This window comes from Rapidithrix thailandica (genome assembly GCF_039710355.1).
Taxonomy (GTDB): Bacteria; Bacteroidota; Bacteroidia; order Cytophagales; family Flammeovirgaceae; genus Rapidithrix; species Rapidithrix thailandica.
Genome location: NZ_JBDKWZ010000012.1, coordinates 177,381 through 199,495 on the forward strand (window position 1 = coordinate 177,381; position 22,115 = coordinate 199,495).

Below are 22,115 nucleotides of genomic sequence, written 5' to 3' on the forward strand. Positions count from 1 at the left end.
AAACTTTACTAAACTGTGAGCCTGAATTCAACTTCATTAGTCGAAAAAGCCTGTCAAGGAAACCAAGCCGCTTTTAATAAGCTGGTGAATTTATGGTATCAACGGGTGTATAACTTTTGCTTCAATTATTTCTCTGACCATGACCGGGCAATGGAAGCAACGCAAAAAACATTTATTGCCCTGCACCAACACCTGCCGTCCTTGCAAAAACCCAACTTATTCAAAAGTTGGTTGTACCGGATCGCTATTAATTTTTGTCACGAGGAAGAACGGAAGCAAAAGCGTAGAGGCTGGTTCTTCTGGAACACTACGGAAAAATCCGGAGAAGGAAAAACCAACACTTCCTGGACGAGCACATTGCCTAATCCGGAGGAGGCATTACAACAACAAGAGTTGGCAAGCCTTCTGGCAAAAGCATTGAAGAGCTTGCCGGAAGAACAACGGGTAGTGGTAATCATGAAAGAATATGAAGGCTTAAAGTTTAAAGAAATTGCAGAGGTCTTAAAAATGTCTGAAAACACGGTAAAATCCCGGATGTACTACGGCTTGAAGGCTCTGAGAAAAATTTTGGAAAAATGGAATATTCACCAAGAAAATATTGACTATGGCGCGCAAACCCGATGAAGCATTGTTGATGGCTTATCTATACGATGAATTGGATAATCCACAAAGAGAAGAGGTGGCTGCGTACTTACAAGCCCACCCGGAAGTTGCTGAGGAGTTAAACCGACTAAACGAAACTCGCCAGTGGTTGCAAAAGGCTCCCATACATACTCCCAAAGAGCCTTTTGTTGTCACAGGAGAGACAAGTGCCTTTACCACTTCCAACCGGGTTTCCCACCGGGTCTCCAACCGGGTCAAAAACGCCCGATTATGGCAATGGTGGGCCAGTGTGGCCGCTGCTTTGTTGGTCATGTTAATTGCGGGTATCTGGTCAAACGTGCGAGTTTCCTGGAAAGCCAAATCATTGATGATCAGCTTTGCCGATGTACCGGAACCCGTAGCCGCATCGATTAATATTTTGGAACTTCTTCAAAAACCGGAGGCCGAAAAATACATTCAAAACGAAGTGGTAAAAGTAGTATATGCCGAAAATGACAGTCTGAAACAAGAATTAAACCGACTGGAACAATTGGTCGCAAACCGGCAAGTGGCCCCTTCCGGCCCAACCAAAATCATCAAAGAAGAGGTGGATATGCGTAAAATCGAAGACTTGATCAAAAATTCCCAGAAAGAAAATTACCGCTTTATCCTCGGCCTGGTAGAAGCCAGCAACCAAAAACAACGTGAAAATATGGTGCAACTGACCGAACAGTTGATAAAGAAAATACACAGTCAACGCAAGGACGATTTGGATGCCATTCAAACGGCATATAACAACCTGTTGTTTTCCACCAATACTCGTCAAGAGGAAACCGACTTGATTTTAAGCCAATTGATTTCTCAAATGAATTATAAAGAACACAATGGATATGAATAAAGTAATGCTACTGATTGGGCTGCTTTTCTTAGGAAGCGGCAGCCTGCAAGCGACTCATGTGAACGCAAACCGCTTGGATGTATCACAAAACATCTACGGACAAGACGGGGATTATGACAAAGAAAAAATGGCCCGTGATTTAAAAATCATGGAAAAAATCCTGGATGAATTATTTGCGGCAGAAGCGGCTCCCTTAAAAAGCTTGAAAATTACCGGTAATCGCACACATGCCTCTTATCACCCGGGTTTCGGAGTGGTGTTTTACACACCTAACTTTACCAACACAAACTGGAAGCCTGCCATCGCATTTTATGAAGCCCAACTACGAAAAGAGGCCACCAAACAGCGATTGGATGCGCGCAAAAGAGAACTAAAAGCCCGCAAAGAAAAGTGGAAGGAAAAAAGGAAAATGGCAAAGCGAACGCTTGAAAATGATTCTGTTGAAGTTGATGAAGACATTGATATAGAAATAGAAACCATCATCAATGATGCCCTGGCTGAAATTCCCGAACAGATCGAAATCAATATCCCTCATATCTCTTTCAATACTTTGGACCACAACAACCTCAATATCGACAGCTTGTTGGAAGTGCATAATGAGATGGTCCATTCGATCATGTCGCGCTTTCTATCCCAATACGGGGACCTGGCATCGGAACTCAAAGAGAATGAAAAAATCCTGGTGGTATACGAAGACAAAAACAACGCAAGCTCCTACCATACTTCTTTCTCCGACAAACAAGCCAAATTTTTAAAAATCTCGGCTGTGGTAGACAAGAAGTCGGTTGTTCATTTGAAAAGAGGCCGCCTGTCACCACAAGAATTTGAACAGAAAATAACATGGAGTGCATTGGATGCAAATACCAAACAAAATATCGACTTACAAGTATTTTCCAAAGTATTGCAAGAAATTGTCAAAGAAAACAATTCCAACAATGAATACAAGGTGATATTCAGCAACACGCCTAATATTTCGTTCAATCAAATCGATGGGCTTGGGGTCATTTATACCCTTGATTATTCGGAGATGCCTTTCTGGGTCAATATGGAAAGACATGAACAGATTGTCATCCGGACAGACCCTTCGGTAAGGGAAGAGGAAGCTGAACGCAAAATGGAATGGTACCATCATCTCAACAAAGAGATCAAACAGACAATGATTGAATACGGCCGCACTTTACAAAGTTTGAAGGATACCGATATGTTGATTATCAATGTAAGTCTCCCTCAATGCAATTGTGATATGCCTTCCGACTTGCAATTAAGCCTCAAATATTCCGTACTGACCCGGTATGACCAACGCAAAATCGACCTGGATGATGCCTTGGAAGAAATTATCGAAAACGAATATTAAACACTCTCCAATAAACACCAAACCTTCCAGGCTTTTGACAAACCCGGAAGGTTTTTTATGTATAAACAAGCTGACTTTTAGGAGTTATTGAGCCTTTTTAAAATTCTCATTGGCTTGCTCCCAGTTGATCACACTCCAGAAAGCATTGATATAATCAGGGCGTTTGTTTTGGTATTTTAAATAGTAGGCATGTTCCCATACATCCAATCCTAACACCGGGGTTCCTTTCACCTCCGCTACATCCATCAAAGGATTGTCTTGGTTAGGCGTGGAAGTCACTACCAGTTTGCCGTTTTCATCTACAATTAACCAAGCCCAACCAGATCCAAATCGGGTAGCAGCGGCATTGTTAAACGCTTCTTTCAGAGCATCAAAAGAACCGAAAGTACTTTCAATAGCTTTCCCTAACTCTCCTGTAGGCGCTCCCCCACCCTCAGGCGATAACAAAGACCAAAAGAAAGTGTGGTTGTAATGTCCACCGCCATTGTTGCGAACAGCTCCCGAAAGTTGTGATACTTGCTTCATCAAGTCTTCCAAAGGAGCCTCAGCCGCCTCCGTGCCTTCTACCGCGCCATTCAGTTTGGTAACATACGCTTGGTGGTGTTTACTGTGATGAATTTCCATGGTTTGTGCATCGATATGCGGTTCCAATGCATCATAGGTATACGATAATTTTGGCAATTGAAATGACATTGTTTTATTTTTTTAGTGAATAAATAATTTTAGTATACTTGAATCAAGGATCCTTTTTTCGCTATTTGTTATATAAGTACGAAGCAAAGTTAGTAACTTAGTTAATATAACAAGCATTTACTTGGTATATTATTTATTGATCTTGTGATAGATTTCAATTATGACGGATAATAAACTTTTATTCTTATTAAAAACCCGTGGCGCATTTACGGCAGAGCAAGTTGCCAAAGAATTGAAAATAACCAAAGAAGGAGCCCGGCAGAAGCTACTGAAACTGATCGAACAAGATTTGGTAAAAGCCATTTCCGAGTCCAAGGGGGTGGGACGCCCGAAACAGTATTATGTATTAACGGCCTTGGGGCATCAGCAATTTCCCGACACTCATGCAGAGCTCACTGCCCAACTACTCAAAACCATAGAACAAGTATTGGGTGAAAATGCCTTAAATGCCATTATCAATGCCCGGGGCACTGCTGCCGACCTGAAGTATTCCAAACAACTACAACAAGCCCATTCTCTGGAAGACAAACTGGATCAATTAGCCAAAATTCGTACGGAAGAGGGCTATATGGCTGAATGGAGCAAAGAAGACCGCAATTACTTATTCGTTGAAAACCACTGTCCGATCTGTATTGCAGCCTCTCAATGCCAAGGCTTTTGTCAAACTAAAATCAACACTTTCCGGAATGTATTGGGCAGTACCGTATCCATCGAAAGAATAGAACATATCCTGTTAGGTGCCAGAAGATGTGCTTACAGAATCACTCCTCAACCCTCCTCCTAAAAGCGCTCAAAACTATCAACCATACTTATACTATGTCCCCCACAAAACCAGACTTTTCAGAGGATTGGCCTCAACGGATAGGGTTTGCCTCGACAAAGGGGCTGTTCATTCTTTTAAGAGAACGTATTTTGAACACCGTCAAGAGAGCGTACAATTCGACAAAGCCTTATTCACTCCACCTTTGGCAAATGGGCATCTGTTTACTAGCTTTATATACATTAGATAAATAAAAAATCCCGATTATCCAGTACACTACTGTATAGTATATGAAAGCACTCCTCTATTTCTGCCTCTTTTTTAGCGGAACCGTAGTCGCCCAAAACACAAAAGTTCCTTCTTACTATCAAGTGAATAAGGCCCTTTGTAAAAAAATACAAGATCTTGTAACGGAATTAGCCTTGGACCGGGAGTTTCCGGTGGGCGAAGACGGTATGGAACAAATTTCACTGGCAGTCATCCGCATCCCACAAAAGGGACGTCCGCAAATTGCGGGGTTCCGCTATGAAAATTTCATTTACCCTGCTTCTGTGTACAAAATGTATGTGGCAGCCGAAGTGCTCCGGCAAGTGTATGAAGGGAAGTATTCCCTAACAAGTCCTTATATTGTACGCTCTCCTAACGATGTGGATAAAAACAAAGAAATTCCCTTTGATCCCAGGCCGCTGCTCCAAGATGGGGATACCGTAACGATCAACTACCTTTTGGACTTGATGATCACCCGGAGTGATAATTCGGCAGCCAATTGCCTGATTGACCTCGTCCAAAGAAAACCTATCAATGCTCTGATGCACCGCTATCATTGGGAAGGAAGCGAAGTAACCCGGAAATTCCTGAATCGTAAATTTGAAGATGCCGAATATCAAACAATACGGGGAACGGAAACCAGCGCCCTGCATGCGGCTGATTTTATGTATTTGCTTGAAACCAGGCAATTAGTAAACCCTTGGGTAAGCATGCAGATGAAGGCCCTCTTGGCCCGTCAATTGGACAAATCAAAACTGGCTAGCGGCTTCCCGAAAGAAGTGTTGTTCTCTCATAAAACCGGTTGGTTTTCTACCTGGACCCATGATGTAGGCATTGTAGAAGACGGCCAAACTACCTATATCCTCTCTTGCTTTTTACCCTTACCGGAAGAAGAAGCCCGGCCGAAACTCAAGGCATTGGCCAAACGGATACATGCTTTTATGAAGGGTTGAGGGATTGAGGGGATTGAAGGATTGAGGGGTTGAAGAGCAGTCAAAACTTTGCTTTTTGCCTTGTTCCCCGCTTGGTGAAGGAATACACTGGTCTTCTCTTTAAACTTCCCTACTTTTGTAAAAGACAAAGTCTTACAAGAAAAGAAATTACTATGAAATCGATACTCATACTCAATGGCACGCTTGTCAACGAAGGCAAACAAGAACAAAAGGATCTATTGATCAAAGACGGATTTATCTATAAAATTGACCAAGACTTATCAAGTCAAAAAGCAGAAATCACCATCGATGCCGCTGGCAAAATGATCCTTCCGGGTGTCATTGATGACCAGGTGCATTTCCGGGAACCGGGATTAACACATAAAGCAAACATCTACACGGAAGCCAAAGCAGCCGTAGCCGGAGGGGTCACTACCTTTATGGAAATGCCCAATACCGTACCCAATGCCGTAACGGTCGACTTACTGGAAGATAAATATAAAATTGCTTCGAAAAGCTCTTTGGCCAATTACTCCTTTTATATGGGAGCCACCAACGACAATGCCGAAGAATTGTTAAAAATCGATCCTCAACACGTATGTGGGGTGAAAGTTTTTATGGGATCCTCCACCGGTAATATGTTGGTAGACGATGAAAAAGTATTGGAAAAAATCTTTTCCTCGGTAGACATGCTGATTGCTACGCATTGTGAAAAAGACCCGATGATCAAAGAAAATGCGGAAGCCTACCGCAAACAATACGGAGAGGATATTCCGATCAAATACCATCCTTTGATCCGGAGTGCCGAAGCTTGTTATGCCTCTTCTTCACAAGCAGTTGCTCTGGCGAAAAAACACGGAGCACGTTTGCATATTTTACATATCTCCACAGCCAAGGAGACAGCGTTATTTGACAATACATTGCCTTTAGAGCAAAAGAAAATTACTGCCGAAGCTTGTGTCCACCATCTTTGGTTTAGCGATGCCGACTACGATGAGAAAGGCACTTTGATCAAATGGAACCCGGCTGTAAAAACGGCAGCGGACCGTGAAGAAATTTTTCAGGCAGTGTTGGATGGCAGAATTGATGTAATTGCTACCGACCATGCTCCGCATACTTTGGAAGAAAAACAAAATAATTATTTCAAGGCACCTTCCGGCGGACCGTTGATTCAACATTCTTTGTTGGCGATGCTTGATTTCTATCATCAAGGAAAAATTAGTCTGGAAATGATTGTTGAAAAAATGTGTCATAACCCGGCAAGGCTGTTCCAAATTGATCACAGAGGTTTCCTTCGCGAAGGTTATTGGGCAGACCTGGCCCTAGTAGATCTTCAAAAACCCACAGAAGTAACCAGAGAATCACTGCATTACAAATGCGGATGGTCTCCTTTTGAAGGACATACGTTTCAGTCTCGTATCTCACAAGTAATTGTTTCCGGCCACCTGGCCTACTCTTCAGGAAGGTTTGACGAACAAGTGCAAGGAAAAAGACTTCAATTCAAAAGATAATTTTTTCAAAAAAATATTTGGAGAATTAAAATTGCTCGCTATATTTGCACCCACATTCAGACGGCGAATGTAGCTCAGTTGGTTAGAGTAGTGGTTTGTGGTACCATTGGTCGTGGGTTCGAGTCCCATCATTCGCCCTCAAAGCTTTCCAAATACATCTTTTTTGGAATTCCATTCTAAGGGTTTTATCAAGAACTTTCTCTCAGAGAATTTTGATAAAACCCTTATTTTTTTGCCCTGCATATTTTCTTAATAAGACAAACCCGGAGTTTTCTTCAGATACTGATTCCCGTCCAATTGTTTTAGCATAAAATCAGCCACATCTGCCCGGGAAATTTTAAGAGTGAGCCCTTTGGCTTTTGTCCCAAACCCATGTTCATACTTACCGGTACGGTCGCCATCCGTAAAGGCAGCAGGGCGTACAATGGTCCAATCCAATTGGCTTTGCCGGATATACTTTTCTTGAATTTCATGATCTGCGAATGCCTCTTTTAAGAACATTCCAAACATGATATGCTTCCAAAAAAAATTAAGGTTGGCCCAGCTATCGCCCGCCCCCAAAGTTGTTTGACAGATTAACCGTTGCACTTCTAACTGCTCCATGGCCCGGATGATATTCCGCGTACCTTCTGACCGAATCTTCCCTTTTCTTCCTGCTCCCAGCGCACAGAACACCGCTTCCTGCCCACTGATGGCCCGTTTGACAGTGGAAAAGTCCAGGACGTCCCCTTGAAACGTTTTGAGCTTAGGATGCTCTATGGACAACTTAGAAGGATTCCTAAGGAAAGCCGTTACTTCGTATTCCTGTAATAGTGCTTGTTCTACCAACTGTAGTCCAATGCTTCCCGTTGATCCGAAAATAATGAGTTTCATAGTCTTTCTATTTTTTTGAAACAAAGCTAGGCTTGCTACAAATGGTTAAATAGAACAAAACCGACAGGCTGCCTCAAATTGAAGGATTGGAGGGGTGAAGGATTGAAGGAAAAAGGGGGTTATTTTTGAAACTGGAGGGGGGAATAACCGGTAAATTCTTTAAACTCCCGGATAAAGTGCGATTGATCCGCATAGCCGTTGTCAAAAGCGATATCGGAAAGTTTGACAAAATGCTGGTTTTTCAATTGTGTTAAGGCCGCCTGGAAACGACATACCCTCGCATACAATTTAGGGGAAATTCCTACATATTGATTAAACTTCCGCTCAAAACTCCTTTCTGATAATTTAAATTGGTCCTGTAAGTCTTTTAAGGAAATGTTTCCTTTGGTTGCCTGTATTTGCGAGAGAGCTATATGAGTGATTTTGTCCGGTTGTTTGTTAATTTTTTGAATTTGAGCATAGAGAAAAGAAGATAGCACTTCAATTTGCTCAAGGGGTGAACCCGTATTCAACAACTGTTCCGAGGTGTTGACAGAGAGCAAACCTAAATCGAGGCAAGAATCGGTCAGCTCTTTGGCACTAAAACCAAAAATTGACCTCAGGGCATTCGGAAAAAAACTCACGCCCAATATTTTAAAATCGCCTGACATATAAAGCTCCGTACGCTTTACGGTTTGCCCATATATAAAAATTTCCGGCAGCGCTTTATTCTCCTGATCGAAAAAGCTTCCTTTTTCTGCAGATTGAAAAATCAAGCCGGGACAACCATCTACAAGGGGACCAAACTTTTTGGATACAAAGTCTTGATCATTGCTTTCTAAAACCCAAAAATATTGAATATAATTTTTGAGATGTTCAGGTGCTTGTATTTGTTCGGCTTTCATTTTCTCAGAGCATGTTTAAAATAGATGGACCTCCAAACTATTCATAATTTTTCAACTACGTATTGGCTAGTACCATATTCATACACTTCTGTAAATCGAAAAAAGTTTACCCGGCTCCTTCTCAAAAATAAGGTTTTATCCAATATTTATGCATGGAAATGCTATTTAGTAACAAATTGTTTTTGGCATGCATGATCCACCAAGAACACTTATCATCTTTTCCGATTTTTGAAAGCCTCCTTCAAAAAAAATACTTGCCTATTTTCAAAACACAAATTGTACTTTTTAAGGACCGTACAACGTATCATTATCCCACAACAGATTGAAAGCGATGCATATAGCGTAGAAAGAGGTGAATTAACACCTCTTTTTAACCAACAATGAAATTTTACGAAAAAAATAAAACGCACAAAAAATAGCATTTACTTGAATAAAAACAAGAAAAGACTAAGTAGCTTTGGGCAGTTTAATATATAACATAACCCCATCAAGTCAAATGATTACTATCCTTTTCGGCATTTTAAATTTAGTATTGTTTATTGCATTTGTTGTAGGCATGATTAAGCCTCGCCTCTTACTTCAACGATTTGATAGAACCCCTTCACGAATTAAAGTATTTGCCTTATACCTAGTATTCTCTATAGCTAGCGGTTTTCTTAAAACAGCACTAACCAGTGATCAAGAAATTGTAGACAATGCAGTATATCAGGCAAATAACAATTTGGATACCAAAGCATATGAAGATGCCCGCAACAGCCTTTATGGCGTAGAAAAGGACAATAAATACTATCACATTGTTCAAGACATGTTGGTAAAAATAGATAGTACCGAAAAGGCGGATAGTATAGCGGCATATGAAATGAAAATAGCGCACGAAAAAGCGGCATATGAAATGCAAAAGGCCTCTATTAAAGCTCGGTTAATTGATGAAACAGATTCGTTTTTTGAAGGAATTGATTTTTCAGATTATAGAGGTGATTTAGAACTTATAGCGATTGAGCTGGCACTCATCAAAAACTTGAGTGGCCTCATCCAACAGGCCAGAAAGTTTGAAAGTGATACCCTTCAACAATTAGCGAATACACTTAAAAAGAAGGTTTCCCATACGCAAGTTAAAGAGCTTCCTGCCTTAAGAAAAGATTATGCACAAACCCTTAAGAAGGAGCTTTTAGCGCGTAATATTGAGGTATCTTTTGGAGGAAAAGGTACCACAACAATTAATTTTACCGCAGAGCATTTTATAGACGATCAAACCATTACCACATTTCACTCCGAACTAAATGAAATATTGACAAACTTAAGATTTAAACGCGTCACCTATCGTAGGCAAAAAAAAGACAGCGACTACTATTATCTTACACTAGAGGTCCCGTCTGATAAGGAAGTGGTAGAGGAATTATAGAGAAAAAATAGAGGCTGCCCCAAAAACCTGAGCAGCCTCTTTTGTCATTGTATACGTCAAATTGCAACACTTAAAATCACAAAGTAACCTCTATCTTTTGTCAATCATTGACCGGATTCTTTATCAAAAAGCATCTACCGGTTTTCAAAATACATAGTGTATTTCTTAAATGAATAATGCTTTATTTTTCACTGACTCATACCTCACAACATAGAACATGCCTCCGGAGAAATTCCGGGGGCATATTAGTTACCAAAGTATATTCGCAAGTGCTACTTCCGCTTAAATGGTCTTTATTTTTTCAGTAAACCTTCCAATTGTTTTTTCAACTCGGGATTAGAAGGACGCAAGGCATCGGTAGAAATAATATTTCCTTTTTTATCAAATAACAAAAACCGGGGAATGGCATTGATTTCATAGTTCACCGCAATGCCTGACTTAAAAGCTTTGTCGGCAAACAATTGTACTCCCCCCATTTCTTTGTCTTTAATAAATTTCGACCATTTCTGCTTGTCCTTTAATTCGTCCAACGAAATACTGACAAATACAATGTCCTCGCCTTTCAACTCTTCTTCCAATTTTTTCAGATGGGGAATTTCCTTCCGGCAAGGTCCACACCAGGTAGCCCATACATCGATATACACCAGTTTTCCTTTGAAGTCGGAAAATGCCACTTTTTTGCCTTCCGGGTTTTCATAGGAAAAATTAAAACCGGGTTGTCCTACGTTTTTGTGCAATTCTTTTTCGTACTCTGCCAAAAAGCTCTTGCTCTGTTCCGAGGTCAGGTACTGATACAAAGGATCAATCATCGTTTCGTATTCTTCTACCTTAAAGCGCCCTTTGACAATTTGATTGCGTATGTAAACTTCCTTTAATTGTAAATCCGAGATATGGCTGATGGCTTCTTCAATCATTTTGACACGAGGTGTTTTAAATCCTTCCTGCATCATTTGATAGAAGAAATAGTTCTCCATCATAGCATAGCCATTACCAAGCAATAGTAGGTCAGGGTCGCTAAATTTCACTTCTTTTTTCCACTCCTTGAATACCTGAGGCCGGTTATCTTTTTCGGGATGGGCCGATCGCGGCAAACGAAAAAACGTATAAGCTTGTTGCTCCAAATCGATTTGGGCCGCCAGTTTTATCAGTTTGTTAAAGCGTTCATCTTTGGTTTTGACTGAAGCGATAAATTTCTCCGTAGCCGATACAGCTTCCTTTTCCAGATAAGGGAAAAAGTCCTTGTAAGTAGCCGACCCACCCAATTGATTATACTTGTTCATTTTGAAATACAGCTCGTTGGCTTGCTGAACGATCAAGTTATGTCCAATCTTTTTTCCTTGGAGGCGGTAACTTTCTTTACTGACTTGAATGTCAAAATTTAAACCTGGCTCCAGGTAAAAGCGAATCAGCTGCCCACCTTTACGGGACACTCGTTGCCCATAGTCCAGATAATAAAAACCGGGAGCATCGATAGGTACATGGAAACCAAAATCTCCATTTGCTCCTATGTCAGTAGTGGCAAATACTTGCTCCTCCCCTTGGTATACATATTTCAATTCTACCTTGGCATTTACCTCAAAATCAAACTTCCCTTTGATCAGGGTAAAATTCGATTTTTCAGCGGCAATTGCCCAATGTTGAAAAAGCACGGCACTTAATAAAAGCCAAATTTTCAAAGTCTTCATTTACTACGTAAATTTTGATTGTTTAACATATAGAGACCAGATCATTGAGTCTTCTTGAGAAGACATTCCTTGATTCTCCCACTCAGGGGCTTAGGTCAGCCCGGATTACACTCTCACCACGGCTGACGAATATGACAAGCTCTTGGGCTTGTTGTTTTTTAAGAATTATATGATTTTCAGGAAGAATCAGCTCTTCGCCCGAGTAGTCATTGATTTTCACCACTACATCGCCTCTTCGCAGGCCAGCAGTAGCAGCCTTCGAGCCTTGAACCAGCCCTTTTATTTTTAGCTCCTCACCTTCCACTCCCATGATCGCACCCTTCAACGTGACATCAAAGGGTTGATCAAAGGCAGTGTTAGGTTCCATGAATACCACTTGCTCTGCCAGGTTGAAAGTAAAATTGAATTTGCGGATCACTTCAATACCCATCGATCCATCGCTCTCAGTCCAACGTTTTCCTCCTTCGCCATTGCTTTGTAAAGCGGTGCTCAGGTAGTCAAAACCGTACGATCCCAATTGAAAGCGGGCCAAATCACCCATAGAAATTTTGGTAGCCAGCCCAAAACTATAGTTAGTAGAACTGTAATCAACTTCAAACCCTTGCAACAAGGCATTTTCTTCCACAAAGGGACCAAACAGGATGGCATTATACCCTGCCCCGGTATCAAACGTCAACTTGGCAGGGATTTCTCTTCCATTCTTAAAAACCAAATGAGTGAGCACTTCAGGATTTCCGGTAGAATAATCCACCGGTAAGGCTGACCCATCTCCCTCGTACCGGTACGATCCGAAATTGTATAACCGGATCATCTGTTGGTCAAAATCCACTTGGGTTACAAAATTCCTTAGAAAGTTTCCTCCGAACAATCCGTCATACCCTCCTCTCACTTGCGGAAACACCACCAAATTTTGATTGGGTAAACTGAGTGTATCGATACGCAAGGTATTTCCTTTGGACAGGGCCACTTCAGAGGTTCCCCCCACCACACTTGCCTCTTTATTCCCGGAGATTTCTACTCCTACACGGTCAGCGGCTTCCTGGGACAAAGCCATTCCATCGGCTCCCGTATCAAAAAGCATAATCAATTTTTCCGGGGAATCATTTAATTGTATTTCAAACATGATATGACCGTCTACCATTTTGAATGGAAATTCAATCAACAGTTTGTTCTCTTCATAGCGGCTCAAACGGTACAGGTTATCAAACAAATCGGCATACAAAAGTTGATACTCCTTGTTTAAAAGAATAGAAGAAATAAAAGGCTTTTGTTCTTGAAAGAAATATTTCACCTGGACCCGGATGTTCTCTTCTTGGTTTTCTACTTTGTGTAGCTGCAAAGAATCCAGAGCGTAGTATTTTTCCAAAATGCCCTTCAACAGGTTGTCTGTCATAGGCCTTTGGTACACGGCAATGCTAAACTTCCCGGCCAACAAGCCTTGTATTTGGGCAAAATCCCGTTGAATAAAAGCTTGTTTGTACTGTTCCACTGCTTGTTGCACACCTGGTGCTGGTTGGGCGCTCAAAAAGCCAAAATGGATAATTAAAAGCAAAAAAGGTGTTAGAATTTTCATTAAGTTTATCAGGTTAATGGGCTTAAAAACAGAGCGCCCTCCAGACCAAGTAAATCAGCCTGACAGGCCAATATCAATCTAAAGTAAAAGGTTTAGGATTCGTTGCTTTTTTCGGTGTAAAACCTTGTAGGGCTTGATTGCGTATGGCAGCCTGTAGTACCAACATATCGTCCTCTTTCAAGGTGATATTTTTCTTTGCATTCAGTGCCGTTTCGGTAAAGGCTTCCGCTTGGTTGTATTTTTTCAAATACAACTGAATCAAAGCCGCTTTATAATAATCGGAAGCGTCTGTAAAATTTTGTTCATTTTGAGAATACACCTTAGCCAAACGTTTCAAAGTAGGGGTATCCTCTTTCGCATCAAGAACTACCTGAGCCAAGGCGTTACTTTTATCTTGCCAATCAAAACCCTCACTCTCCAACTTATCCATATACCACTCCGCATTTTTGCTGGCCAGGTAAAACGTTTCCATCCAACGGTCGGCAAACTTATGCCACTCTTCTTGGGTAAATACGGGTTTTGCTTTGTTTAATGCCTGTTCAAAAGCCTCCGCTTGGTTGTTTTCCCCCAACTTGCCTGCTTGATAAGCCAAGATGCGAGATACCTTGTTCCGCGTTTGCGAACGGCTGTATTTTTGTGCCAGCTGCTGTGCATGCTCCAAATAAAAATCCAGGTACTTTTCCGGTACGCCCATGGTGGACATCACCAGGTACGGGAGCTCATCAGTAAGGTCTTTTTGCCCCTCGAGAAAGGACACAATTGTCTCTGAAGAAATCTTTTGTTTCCGATCCAAATAGAAGGTTTTATAAAACTCCGGGAAATCACGATCAAGTGCAGATGAATATTCTTTTAACTCTTCTTTCCGATGATTTTTCACCCCTTGTAACAAGGCTGCAAACTTGTCTGCTCCATAGTACCCGGAGACTATATCAATGACTTTTAAATCAGGGGATAAAAACACAAAAGTCGGAAAACCACCCACTCCATATCGCATACACAATTCTTTGCCTACTTCTTCTTTGAGTATATCGGTTTTAAAACTGACAAAATGTTCGTTCAGAAGGCTATACACCTTTTCATTTGTAAAAACATTCTTGTCCATTTTGGCACAAGGCATGCACCCTGTGAAATAGATGTCGATAAAGATATTCTTGTTTTCTTTTTTGGCTTGTTCGGTGGCTGCCACCCAGCCCTCTTTTGCAAATTGCACCTGTGCCTTTCCTCCCAATGACACTAGAAACAGAAGGATAGTCCACAGATATTTGTTAAGGTAGTTCATCCATATAGTTTTTTATGTTCCAATTGATATTTACGCATCCCAAAGCCTCGATTCCTTTGACAAACCGGTACAATTCATCCTTGTACCTGCTGAGAACCGGCTACTATTTATGGTTTGTTTTTAAGAAAAAAGCTCCCTCCCACAACGAGAGGGAACCTAATCAAACGAGTGTAAGATAATCTAAACCTTTTTTTTCTTAACGTTCACGATATGCCACATCCACTACTTTGGCCAAGCCTTCGTGAGATTCATACAACTCCAAAGGACCGTTCACCGGCATGACGGAAAACAATTCCATTTTGCCGCTTTTGCCTGTTTCTCCAGCGGGATCGTAACTACAAACAATGAGTTTGGTATTATCCGTTTTCGAACCGTTAAATTTCAAACAAGTAATTTCACTGGAGCCATAGTCCAACATCAATTTACTTTGCTTCAAAGAGAAATCGTATTCGTACACTTTGCTACCCACATTGTAAAAGATATACCCGAACACAGGATCAATGGCAAAGTTTTCAGCCTGGTCGATATCGGTAGCCGGCATTTCGTTGTAGTAGGTTTGCTTTGCCGTACCCTCAGTCACCCGGCCTAAGTAATGTTTCCCGGAATCGGTATCTTTTAAAATAGCAAACACCTCCCCTGAGTTAAAATCAGAGCGAATCATGTACACCAAATCTTTACCTGTATTGAAATCAAATTTTTCCCCTTCAGGCATCAAGGTACAGTTCGTTGCATTAAAATTAAATTGTACAAACCGCTTGTTGGTATTATCATACAGTATAGAGTTGCCATAACCACCTTCCCCTACAAATGGGGCTACTTCGAAAGGCTCCTCTTCTCCTTGCACAATGTTAATAGGTACCCCATAAAACACTTGCATCACTCTTAAATAAAAGTACATATTGCCTTCAGAATACACAAAACAAGAAAAAGAACTGTTATTTTGCATATACTCGGCAAGGATAGTAGGACTTGGTTTGCTAATAAACTCATAAGACAAATGTTGAGTCGTAGACCAACCGAACGTTTCAGGGTCAATTTTAGTAGTCCCATTCCCAGTAGTAGAAACATAAATCCCATACTGGTTAGGGTCATAATGATAGGTATAAACTCCCTTGGGTTTTCCTGTAAGTTCCAGAGAAGAATGGGTAAAGCCCAATACATCTTTGATTAAAGAATCTTTATCATTAATCAATGAAATCATATCCAAACGGGCTTCTCCTGCTACATCATTCAGGACTAGCCAACCTTCGAATATATTGCTTTTGACATTAAAGTCACAGGTCTGTTGCCATTGTATTCCGGATTGTTTATCCAACACTCTATAGTAGAGCGTGTATTTTCCGGGTGTTAACGACACAAGAATGTTAAGATCTTTTTCTGTACTAAGATCTTTTTTCTTTTCAGCGGGTAGTACTCCAGCCTTGTTGATCACAAACCACTCATAATCATAATTCTGATCCTCACCTCCCGGATCTAAAGTAAATGTCAAATTAGGCGAAAGCTGAAACGAGTCACTAAAAAACACATTATATTCTTCACTTATTCCCTCTATTGCAATTTCATTAATCGGAGAATAGTCGTAATTTCCCAAGTCTTCATAACAAGCGCTCATTCCCAAACAGACAGTTGAAATGAGTATGAATCGATAAAGTATATTTCCAAACATTGCGTTTTCTCATTTAGAATTAAATAATTATTGCACTCCCAACCCCATAATCATTTCGGACCCATCCTCTTCATAAATTATATTTCCTGCTACTTTTTGTTCGTTCAAATAGCGTTGCATAAAAACCCCGTAAAACTTCATCAATCCGATAGCAATTTTTCTACCTTCAAAATCGGTCGGTTTTATACCCAATAAATCCACCATTAAGAATAGTTTTTTAGCGGTAAACTCGCCTAAGTAATAAGAAAACCAATCCGGTGGGGTATTTAAAATATCGTCTATGCTTATTTGGAACGTTGTATGTTGAATGATTTCACCGGTACTTTTATTAATGACTTTATCAATCATTTCAGCACTAAAATGTTCATTACTTTCCAAACCTAAGACCAATACCACTTTAGTCGACTCTAACTCCTCCGCCCGGAGGAAAGTAATCGGTAAATAATGGATGTTTGAATTCGCTGGAATCACGGTACTCTCAGGCAAAGTAAAATGCATCCCCTCTATGGCTGTAGATTCATCCAACACCGCAATTTTATATGGCCGGTCCTCTGTAACAGGCACACCATGTATCCTGATGGGGAGAAATACAACCGAATCTCTTTTTTCTTGAGGTTTGAGTGCAAATGAAACTCCCGTACTGTCAAACACTTCGCCGTTGTTGAGAGATACATCACGGAATATGGAATAGGAAAAATAAATATTGGATTTTCCACTATAGGTATCAATTTCATCTTGCTCACAAGCCATTAAAGCTGTTGTCAACAAGCATAATAGCAGTATATTTTTAATACTCTGTTTCATCGTCTTTAAATTTCCGATTTACAAAATAGGTTTAACGGTAGCGGGTTTCTGACTCAGGCATAGGCAATACATAGGTATCAGCACTCATGTTGTAGTAACTATATCCTGAAGTAGAAGAGCCATTAAGTATTCTGCTCACATTTTTTCGCTTGTAATAAAAGAAAAGTTGCCCTTCACCAAAAAACTCTTTGGTATACTCTTTTTGGAGTTCTGACTCCAAATTAGCCGTACTTTCAAGGTCTGTCAACCCTCTGTGATAGCGGACTGTATTGAGGTAATCAATATTTTGCTCACATTCCGCCACGATATAATACATCTCGGACATCTTAATCAGAGGTTGTAAAAAACGGAATGGAATTTCTTTATCTAAGATATCTTCGTACTTAAAAAAAGTGCGGAAATTTTTCCCTCCCGTAACCGGGATTTTCCAGCAAGAATTGTATCGATAGTCGTTTTCGTTATTCTCAAAAGCAGCTTCAATTCGCGGCAGATTTGGCGCCAGAATCTCTGAATCCCGTAATTCACTGGAAAAGTATTTTTTATGAGTGGTATACAGCTCCATGTTTTGGACACCGAAAATCACTTCGTTGGAAAATACACGATCAGGATTTCCTCCTGCTGAAATGATTGCTTCGGGCTCTGTCCATGGAAACCACTGACTGGCTTGCTCTATCACCCCGTTTGCGGCAGCCAAGGCTTTTTCTTTATTCCCGGCATACAAATGAATTCGGGCCTCCAGCGCTTTTACAGCATAATAATTCAGCCGCAAATGCCGGTTTCGGTAGAAATCAAACCCATCATTCACAGGCTGCTCGTTCATAGTACCTGATTCAATCACCGGATCATTCACCAGCAGTTGCTCCGCCAGACTCAAGTCTTGAATCAGGTGAGCATATACCTGTTCGGCTGTTAACACTTCTTCTAATTCTGCCTTCGCCATGGTATAGTAGGGAATGGCTTTCGCAGTTGAACCTTCGCTATAAACCGGCCCAAACAATCGCAATAGATCGAAATGTAAAAAAGCGCGTAAACCGTATGCCTCGCCTTTTAAAATATTCCGTTTGCTTTCGGTGAGAATACTTCCATACCTATCCAGGTTTTCGATAAATTTATTTACACTTACTATCGTAGTATATCCGCCAGACCACATCTCATTAAAGCTTTCCTTTACCTTTTCTTCTCCATAAGCATACCGCCCGCAATCGTACCAAGAATGCGTTGTGCTCATCACATTATAGCGTTGAGCCAAGAATTCCACGGTACTGATTGTCAAATTGCCTCCATACAGTAGCTCACTGGTCATGTCCATATAGATACCATTCAGTACACTATTGATACCTTGTTCGCTACTGAACAGTTGAGACTCAAGAAATTTATCTTCCGGTTCTACATCTAAGTAATCACTGCAAGAGGTCAACACACCTATTCCCAATGTTATCAAGAATATCTTTATAATATTTTTTTTCATAATGAAGATCAGGTTAGAAGGTTGCATTAATACTCAAAGAAACCGCTCTGGAAAAGGGGTAACTAATTCCTCTTTCGGCTATTACAGAGGATTCATGAAAGATATCATTCATGTAGACATTCACACGAAGAGCCTTCACTCCCAGGCGTTTCACCCAGCCATGGTTTGTTAGTTGATATCCGATATTAATTGATTCCCCTATCAGGGTATTTTCTTTTTGCACAAAACGAGAGGAAATAGGCGTTTCAGTCGTCAAAGAGATGGCTTTAAACTGGGCAATATCTCCAGGGTTTTGCCATCGGTCGTACAGGGCTCTACGGTCCTGATTCAAGGCAACATTCTCTCTACTGATATTTTCCACTTTGTTATAAAGAGGCTGATTGAACAGATCGCCACCATACCGGAACCTGAGGTTGACTCCTAAGGTAAAACTTTTGTATGTTAAATTACTGCTGATCACTCCTTCTACCTCCGGACGTGTATTTCCAACTACCGTAACATCACTAGGATCGTACTCAAAGGTTGCTTGTCCGTCTGCCCGAAGGAATACTTCACGACCCGTTCCCGGATCAATACCCATGGATTTCACCGCCCAGATATCGTCCGGGCTATACCCATCTTTGAACCTTAGTAACGACTGGCTAATTTCCTGATCTTTATTTAAGCCTTCCAGTTTGTTATTAAACCCTCCATATTCACTTTTGATAGAACTTGCATTTAAGCCTAATGTCCAAATAATTCGCTTTTCCAATTGATAAATTGGTGAGACCCGGATAATGGCTTCCACTCCTTTCACATCCATAAAACCTGCATTGGTAGAATACCCTGATACCCCTGTAGAAGAAGGTAAATCCAGAACAATTACAAGAGGGTCTGTTTTTTTCTGATAGGCGTTTAAAGTAGCACTTACCCTTCTATTAAAAATGGCAATATCTGCACCTATACTGGTGGTAACCGTATTTTGCCACTCCAAATCGGGATTTGCCAACGTACTTAAATATGTTCCTTGTCCGAAGATATTGGACGATTGGTCATAACTATACACAGAGACAGAAGACACACTGCCAAAATTTTGATTTCCGGTAGAACCTATGTTTGCCCGAAGTTTTAACAAGTCCACTCCTTCTAACTCAAACTCGTTATGCAAGTTCCACCCGGCCCCTACAGCCCAGAAAGAAAAGTATTTTTTATTTGAACCAAAGGCCGTAGAGCCATCCAGGCGATAAGTTGCATCAAACAAAAACCGTTGATCATACACATAGTTCACACTGGCTAACAGATTGTTTCTTCTATACAAACTCCTGGCAGTACCCGGTGAAGCGTTCGGTTGGTAATTATAAGCAAATGCAGGGTTGCCATTTGTTCCATTGGGAAACCCCACAGCAATAACCGTCAGGCGTTCATTGCTATTTTCTTCGATATCCGCTCTGAGGTTTGCGGTAAACTGATGCTTCTCGGCAAAAATTCTCGCATAACTCAACGTTACATTCGCCCGATAGCTAAACTTTTCGGTTCTGATATTTCCATATTGCCCTCTTTCCAAAACATCCACATCATCATATTGGGTGCGCTCCGGAGGAGAAAACGTCTCTTGGGTTGTCACTGATTTATTTAACTGAAGCCCTCCTTGTACCCGGATGTGATTACTTGGTTTCCATTCGGCCTGCAAATTATTTTGCACATTAAAAGACTGCGTATTGTTCTTATTCTTCAGAGAGGCATTGTACAATGGGTTGGGAACGTAGTAGTGTTCGGCACCGCTCACATTTGCATACTCCAAATACCGGTCAAGTCCTCCTTCTGCATTGCGCTTTTTAAAATAAGGATTTGCCCGGGCAAAATCTGCAAAAGAACCATAAGGAGATTCGTCAGCATCCGAACCACTGACATAGAGCTTATTATAAAATTTTACTTTATTTTTTCGATAGATTAAATCAACGTTTCCTCCCCACGTTTCACGTCCGGAGCCTTTCATTACCCCCGAAACATCCCGGTAGTTCAAACCAATCCCATATTGAATGGCATTTTCCCCTCCGTTCAAATACAAAGAATGCCCATTTGTAAATCCGGTTTGCAAAGGTTCGTGCAACCAATAAGTATCCACTCCTTCCCGAACAAGCTTTAGCCGGGAGAAATACAACTCATCCAATTCCAATTGATAAGCAGGATCAATACTATAATAAGTATATTTCCCGGATAATCTTTCAAACTCCAGTTTTTCGGCGGCATTCATCAAGTTATAGTCACTCAAATCCGGAGCTTCTACTCGAAAATCGGCCGTATAATTTATGTCCATCTTGCCTGGCTCAGGTCTTTTCGTTTCAATCACAATCACCCCGTTTGCGGCTTTGGCTCCATACAAGGCCGTGGATGAGGCATCTTTTAGAATGGTAATAGAAGCCACCCGGTTCATATCCAGGTCTACGATTGTTCTCAGATCCGTTTCAAACCCATCCAAGATAAACAATGGTTGATTGGGGTCCGCACCAAACTCATCCCTTAGCGATGCTGAAGCAACACTGGTTTTCCCCCGGACTTCTATGTTGGGCAATACATTTGGGTTGGAACCAAACTCCGTATTTTCCAATACGGCCATGGAGGGGTCCAAAGACTTCAAACTTTGAATCACATTCTGATTCCCCAATTGTTTCAAGTCTGTTCCAGAAAAAGTTCTCACAGCCCCGGTAAAGCTTTCTTTGTTTCGCTCCACTACCCCGGTAATGACGACTTCTTCCAACTCACTTACATCGGCTTGCATAGCAATGGTAAGATTGGTTTTGCCGGCTACGGTTACTTCTTGGGTCTTGTAACCGATAAAGCTGATGATTAACGATGCACTTTTCGGAACAATGAGCTTGAAATTACCATTGATATCCGTAATAGTCCCTTTACCGGAACCTTTTACAATGATACTGGCACCGGGAAGTGGTAAACCGTTCTCATCTTGAATATGCCCTGTAAGGGTAATATCTTGCTTTGGAGAGGAGAGCTTCTGACTGGGGCTTATCAATACAATATTATCTTTGTTGATCTTTACATTGTATTGTTCGCCCACCAATGTACTGACAATTTGCAATAAATCAGTATTTTCAAACTTCACCAGTACCTTGCGGTTCACATCCAGTTCGTCATCACTGTAAAAAAAGTCCACCTGAGCTTCCTTTTTCAAAACTTTCAGTGCTTTGAGCAAAGTGACTTCACCCAAGTTCAGTGTCAGTCGCTGTGAATATCCGAAAGAGGTGATGCTAAAAAAGCTCACTAAAAATAATATCAGTGACTTTTTAGCCATCCATAAAAGGAGTTTTCGGGAATTGTTGAATACTGTTGTCGTAGTAGATTTTTTCTTCATAGATTTACATCAGTTACAAGTTGACGGATACAATTTGGACATAGAAATCCCATTGGCTTACTCATCCGGATACTGTTCGCATCGTTGTCCGGGTTTCAACCTCAGGCAGTGTTAGTAATGTAATTAGTTAGTCAA

The 22,115-nt window shown here is 41.0% G+C and carries 17 protein-coding genes and 1 tRNA gene; 8 read left to right on the forward strand and 10 right to left on the reverse strand.

The genetic code is table 11. The features are described from left to right. Positions 1–15: 15 nt before the first annotated feature. Genes AAG747_RS19985 through AAG747_RS19995 form a run of 3 tightly spaced genes read left to right on the forward strand, consistent with a single transcriptional unit; the run spans position 16 to position 2,834 of the window. Entirely contained in the window at positions 16–624 is a 609-nt protein-coding gene (locus tag AAG747_RS19985) for an RNA polymerase sigma factor (protein WP_346822991.1), read from the forward strand. Continuing rightward, positions 605–1,480, forward strand: a complete 876-nt coding sequence (locus tag AAG747_RS19990) for an anti-sigma factor family protein (RefSeq protein WP_346822992.1) — start codon at positions 605–607, stop codon at positions 1,478–1,480. The genes AAG747_RS19985 and AAG747_RS19990 overlap by 20 nt, the downstream gene beginning before the upstream one ends. Further along, complete coding sequence (locus AAG747_RS19995; protein ID WP_346822993.1) at positions 1,473–2,834, forward strand: hypothetical protein; 1,362 nt, start codon at positions 1,473–1,475, stop codon at positions 2,832–2,834. Before AAG747_RS19990 ends, AAG747_RS19995 begins: the two co-directional genes overlap by 8 nt. An 84-nt stretch (positions 2,835–2,918) precedes the next feature. Here the strand turns inward: AAG747_RS19995 and AAG747_RS20000 are convergent, their stop codons facing one another. After that, positions 2,919–3,527, reverse strand: a complete 609-nt coding sequence (locus AAG747_RS20000) for a superoxide dismutase (protein WP_346822994.1) — start codon at positions 3,525–3,527, stop codon at positions 2,919–2,921. Between the two features lie 160 nt (positions 3,528–3,687). On the opposite strand from AAG747_RS20000, the gene AAG747_RS20005 reads away from it, so the two are divergent. The 4 genes from AAG747_RS20005 (at position 3,688) to AAG747_RS20020 (ending at position 7,134) form a co-directional block, all read left to right on the forward strand. Next, complete coding sequence (locus AAG747_RS20005; protein WP_346822995.1) at positions 3,688–4,311, forward strand: helix-turn-helix transcriptional regulator; 624 nt, start codon at positions 3,688–3,690, stop codon at positions 4,309–4,311. 266 nt (positions 4,312–4,577) lie between these two features. Then, on the forward strand, positions 4,578–5,507 hold the full coding sequence (locus AAG747_RS20010) for a serine hydrolase (protein ID WP_346822996.1): 930 nt from the start codon (positions 4,578–4,580) through the stop codon (positions 5,505–5,507). A 152-nt stretch (positions 5,508–5,659) separates the two neighbouring features. Then, a complete protein-coding gene (locus AAG747_RS20015; RefSeq protein WP_346822997.1) occupies positions 5,660–6,997 on the forward strand; it encodes a dihydroorotase in 1,338 nt (445 codons plus the stop codon). A gap of 63 nt (positions 6,998–7,060) precedes the next feature. Beyond that, positions 7,061–7,134: transfer RNA gene (locus AAG747_RS20020), tRNA-His, on the forward strand. Between the two features lie 112 nt (positions 7,135–7,246). Here AAG747_RS20020 and AAG747_RS20025 read toward each other — a convergent pair. Then, positions 7,247–7,870: an NAD(P)-dependent oxidoreductase gene (locus tag AAG747_RS20025; protein WP_346822998.1), complete on the reverse strand. Its 624-nt coding sequence runs from the start codon at positions 7,868–7,870 to the stop codon at positions 7,247–7,249. Positions 7,871–7,989: 119 nt separating this feature from the next. Further along, a complete protein-coding gene (locus AAG747_RS20030; RefSeq protein WP_346822999.1) occupies positions 7,990–8,754 on the reverse strand; it encodes a DUF6597 domain-containing transcriptional factor in 765 nt (254 codons plus the stop codon). Between the two features lie 496 nt (positions 8,755–9,250). Here AAG747_RS20030 and AAG747_RS20035 point away from each other — a divergent pair, with 496 nt between their 5' ends. Then, positions 9,251–10,156, forward strand: a complete 906-nt coding sequence (locus AAG747_RS20035; RefSeq protein ID WP_346823000.1) for a hypothetical protein — start codon at positions 9,251–9,253, stop codon at positions 10,154–10,156. 293 nt (positions 10,157–10,449) lie between these two features. Here the strand turns inward: AAG747_RS20035 and AAG747_RS20040 are convergent, their stop codons facing one another. The 7 genes from AAG747_RS20040 to AAG747_RS20070 form a co-directional block, all read right to left on the reverse strand. Further along, on the reverse strand, positions 10,450–11,841 hold the full coding sequence (locus AAG747_RS20040) for a TlpA family protein disulfide reductase (protein WP_346823001.1): 1,392 nt from the start codon (positions 11,839–11,841) through the stop codon (positions 10,450–10,452). A gap of 82 nt (positions 11,842–11,923) precedes the next feature. Then, a complete protein-coding gene (locus AAG747_RS20045; RefSeq protein ID WP_346823002.1) occupies positions 11,924–13,414 on the reverse strand; it encodes an aspartyl protease family protein in 1,491 nt (496 codons plus the stop codon). 73 nt (positions 13,415–13,487) lie between these two features. Next, positions 13,488–14,693: a thioredoxin family protein gene (locus AAG747_RS20050; RefSeq protein WP_346823003.1), complete on the reverse strand. Its 1,206-nt coding sequence runs from the start codon at positions 14,691–14,693 to the stop codon at positions 13,488–13,490. Positions 14,694–14,889: 196 nt separating this feature from the next. After that, positions 14,890–16,305, reverse strand: a complete 1,416-nt coding sequence (locus AAG747_RS20055; RefSeq protein ID WP_346823004.1) for a PKD-like family lipoprotein — start codon at positions 16,303–16,305, stop codon at positions 14,890–14,892. 81 nt (positions 16,306–16,386) lie between these two features. Next, on the reverse strand, positions 16,387–17,163 hold the full coding sequence (locus AAG747_RS20060; protein ID WP_346823005.1) for a DUF4843 domain-containing protein: 777 nt from the start codon (positions 17,161–17,163) through the stop codon (positions 16,387–16,389). Positions 17,164–17,194: 31 nt separating this feature from the next. Continuing rightward, on the reverse strand, positions 17,195–18,631 hold the full coding sequence (locus AAG747_RS20065) for a RagB/SusD family nutrient uptake outer membrane protein (RefSeq protein WP_346823006.1): 1,437 nt from the start codon (positions 18,629–18,631) through the stop codon (positions 17,195–17,197). A 13-nt stretch (positions 18,632–18,644) separates the two neighbouring features. Continuing rightward, entirely contained in the window at positions 18,645–21,920 is a 3,276-nt protein-coding gene (locus AAG747_RS20070) for a SusC/RagA family TonB-linked outer membrane protein (protein WP_346823007.1), read from the reverse strand. Between the last annotated feature and the right edge of the window lie 195 nt (positions 21,921–22,115).

What these genes read in the sequence shown, in the direction of transcription:
- AAG747_RS19990 (WP_346822992.1), top strand. Translation starts at nt 605, where the DNA reads ATGGCGCGCAAACCCGATGAAGCATTGTTGATGGCTTATCTATACGAT.
- AAG747_RS19995 (WP_346822993.1), top strand. Translation starts at nt 1,473, where the DNA reads ATGAATAAAGTAATGCTACTGATTGGGCTGCTTTTCTTAGGAAGCGGC.
- AAG747_RS20000 (WP_346822994.1), bottom strand. Translation starts at nt 3,527, where the DNA reads ATGTCATTTCAATTGCCAAAATTATCGTATACCTATGATGCATTGGAA.
- AAG747_RS20005 (WP_346822995.1), top strand. Translation starts at nt 3,688, where the DNA reads ATGACGGATAATAAACTTTTATTCTTATTAAAAACCCGTGGCGCATTT.
- AAG747_RS20010 (WP_346822996.1), top strand. Translation starts at nt 4,578, where the DNA reads ATGAAAGCACTCCTCTATTTCTGCCTCTTTTTTAGCGGAACCGTAGTC.
- AAG747_RS20015 (WP_346822997.1), top strand. Translation starts at nt 5,660, where the DNA reads ATGAAATCGATACTCATACTCAATGGCACGCTTGTCAACGAAGGCAAA.
- AAG747_RS20025 (WP_346822998.1), bottom strand. Translation starts at nt 7,870, where the DNA reads ATGAAACTCATTATTTTCGGATCAACGGGAAGCATTGGACTACAGTTG.
- AAG747_RS20030 (WP_346822999.1), bottom strand. Translation starts at nt 8,754, where the DNA reads ATGAAAGCCGAACAAATACAAGCACCTGAACATCTCAAAAATTATATT.
- AAG747_RS20035 (WP_346823000.1), top strand. Translation starts at nt 9,251, where the DNA reads ATGATTACTATCCTTTTCGGCATTTTAAATTTAGTATTGTTTATTGCA.
- AAG747_RS20040 (WP_346823001.1), bottom strand. Translation starts at nt 11,841, where the DNA reads ATGAAGACTTTGAAAATTTGGCTTTTATTAAGTGCCGTGCTTTTTCAA.
- AAG747_RS20045 (WP_346823002.1), bottom strand. Translation starts at nt 13,414, where the DNA reads ATGAAAATTCTAACACCTTTTTTGCTTTTAATTATCCATTTTGGCTTT.
- AAG747_RS20050 (WP_346823003.1), bottom strand. Translation starts at nt 14,693, where the DNA reads ATGAACTACCTTAACAAATATCTGTGGACTATCCTTCTGTTTCTAGTG.
- AAG747_RS20055 (WP_346823004.1), bottom strand. Translation starts at nt 16,305, where the DNA reads ATGAGCGCTTGTTATGAAGACTTGGGAAATTACGACTATTCTCCGATT.
- AAG747_RS20060 (WP_346823005.1), bottom strand. Translation starts at nt 17,163, where the DNA reads ATGAAACAGAGTATTAAAAATATACTGCTATTATGCTTGTTGACAACA.
- AAG747_RS20065 (WP_346823006.1), bottom strand. Translation starts at nt 18,631, where the DNA reads ATGAAAAAAAATATTATAAAGATATTCTTGATAACATTGGGAATAGGT.
- AAG747_RS20070 (WP_346823007.1), bottom strand. Translation starts at nt 21,920, where the DNA reads ATGGCTAAAAAGTCACTGATATTATTTTTAGTGAGCTTTTTTAGCATC.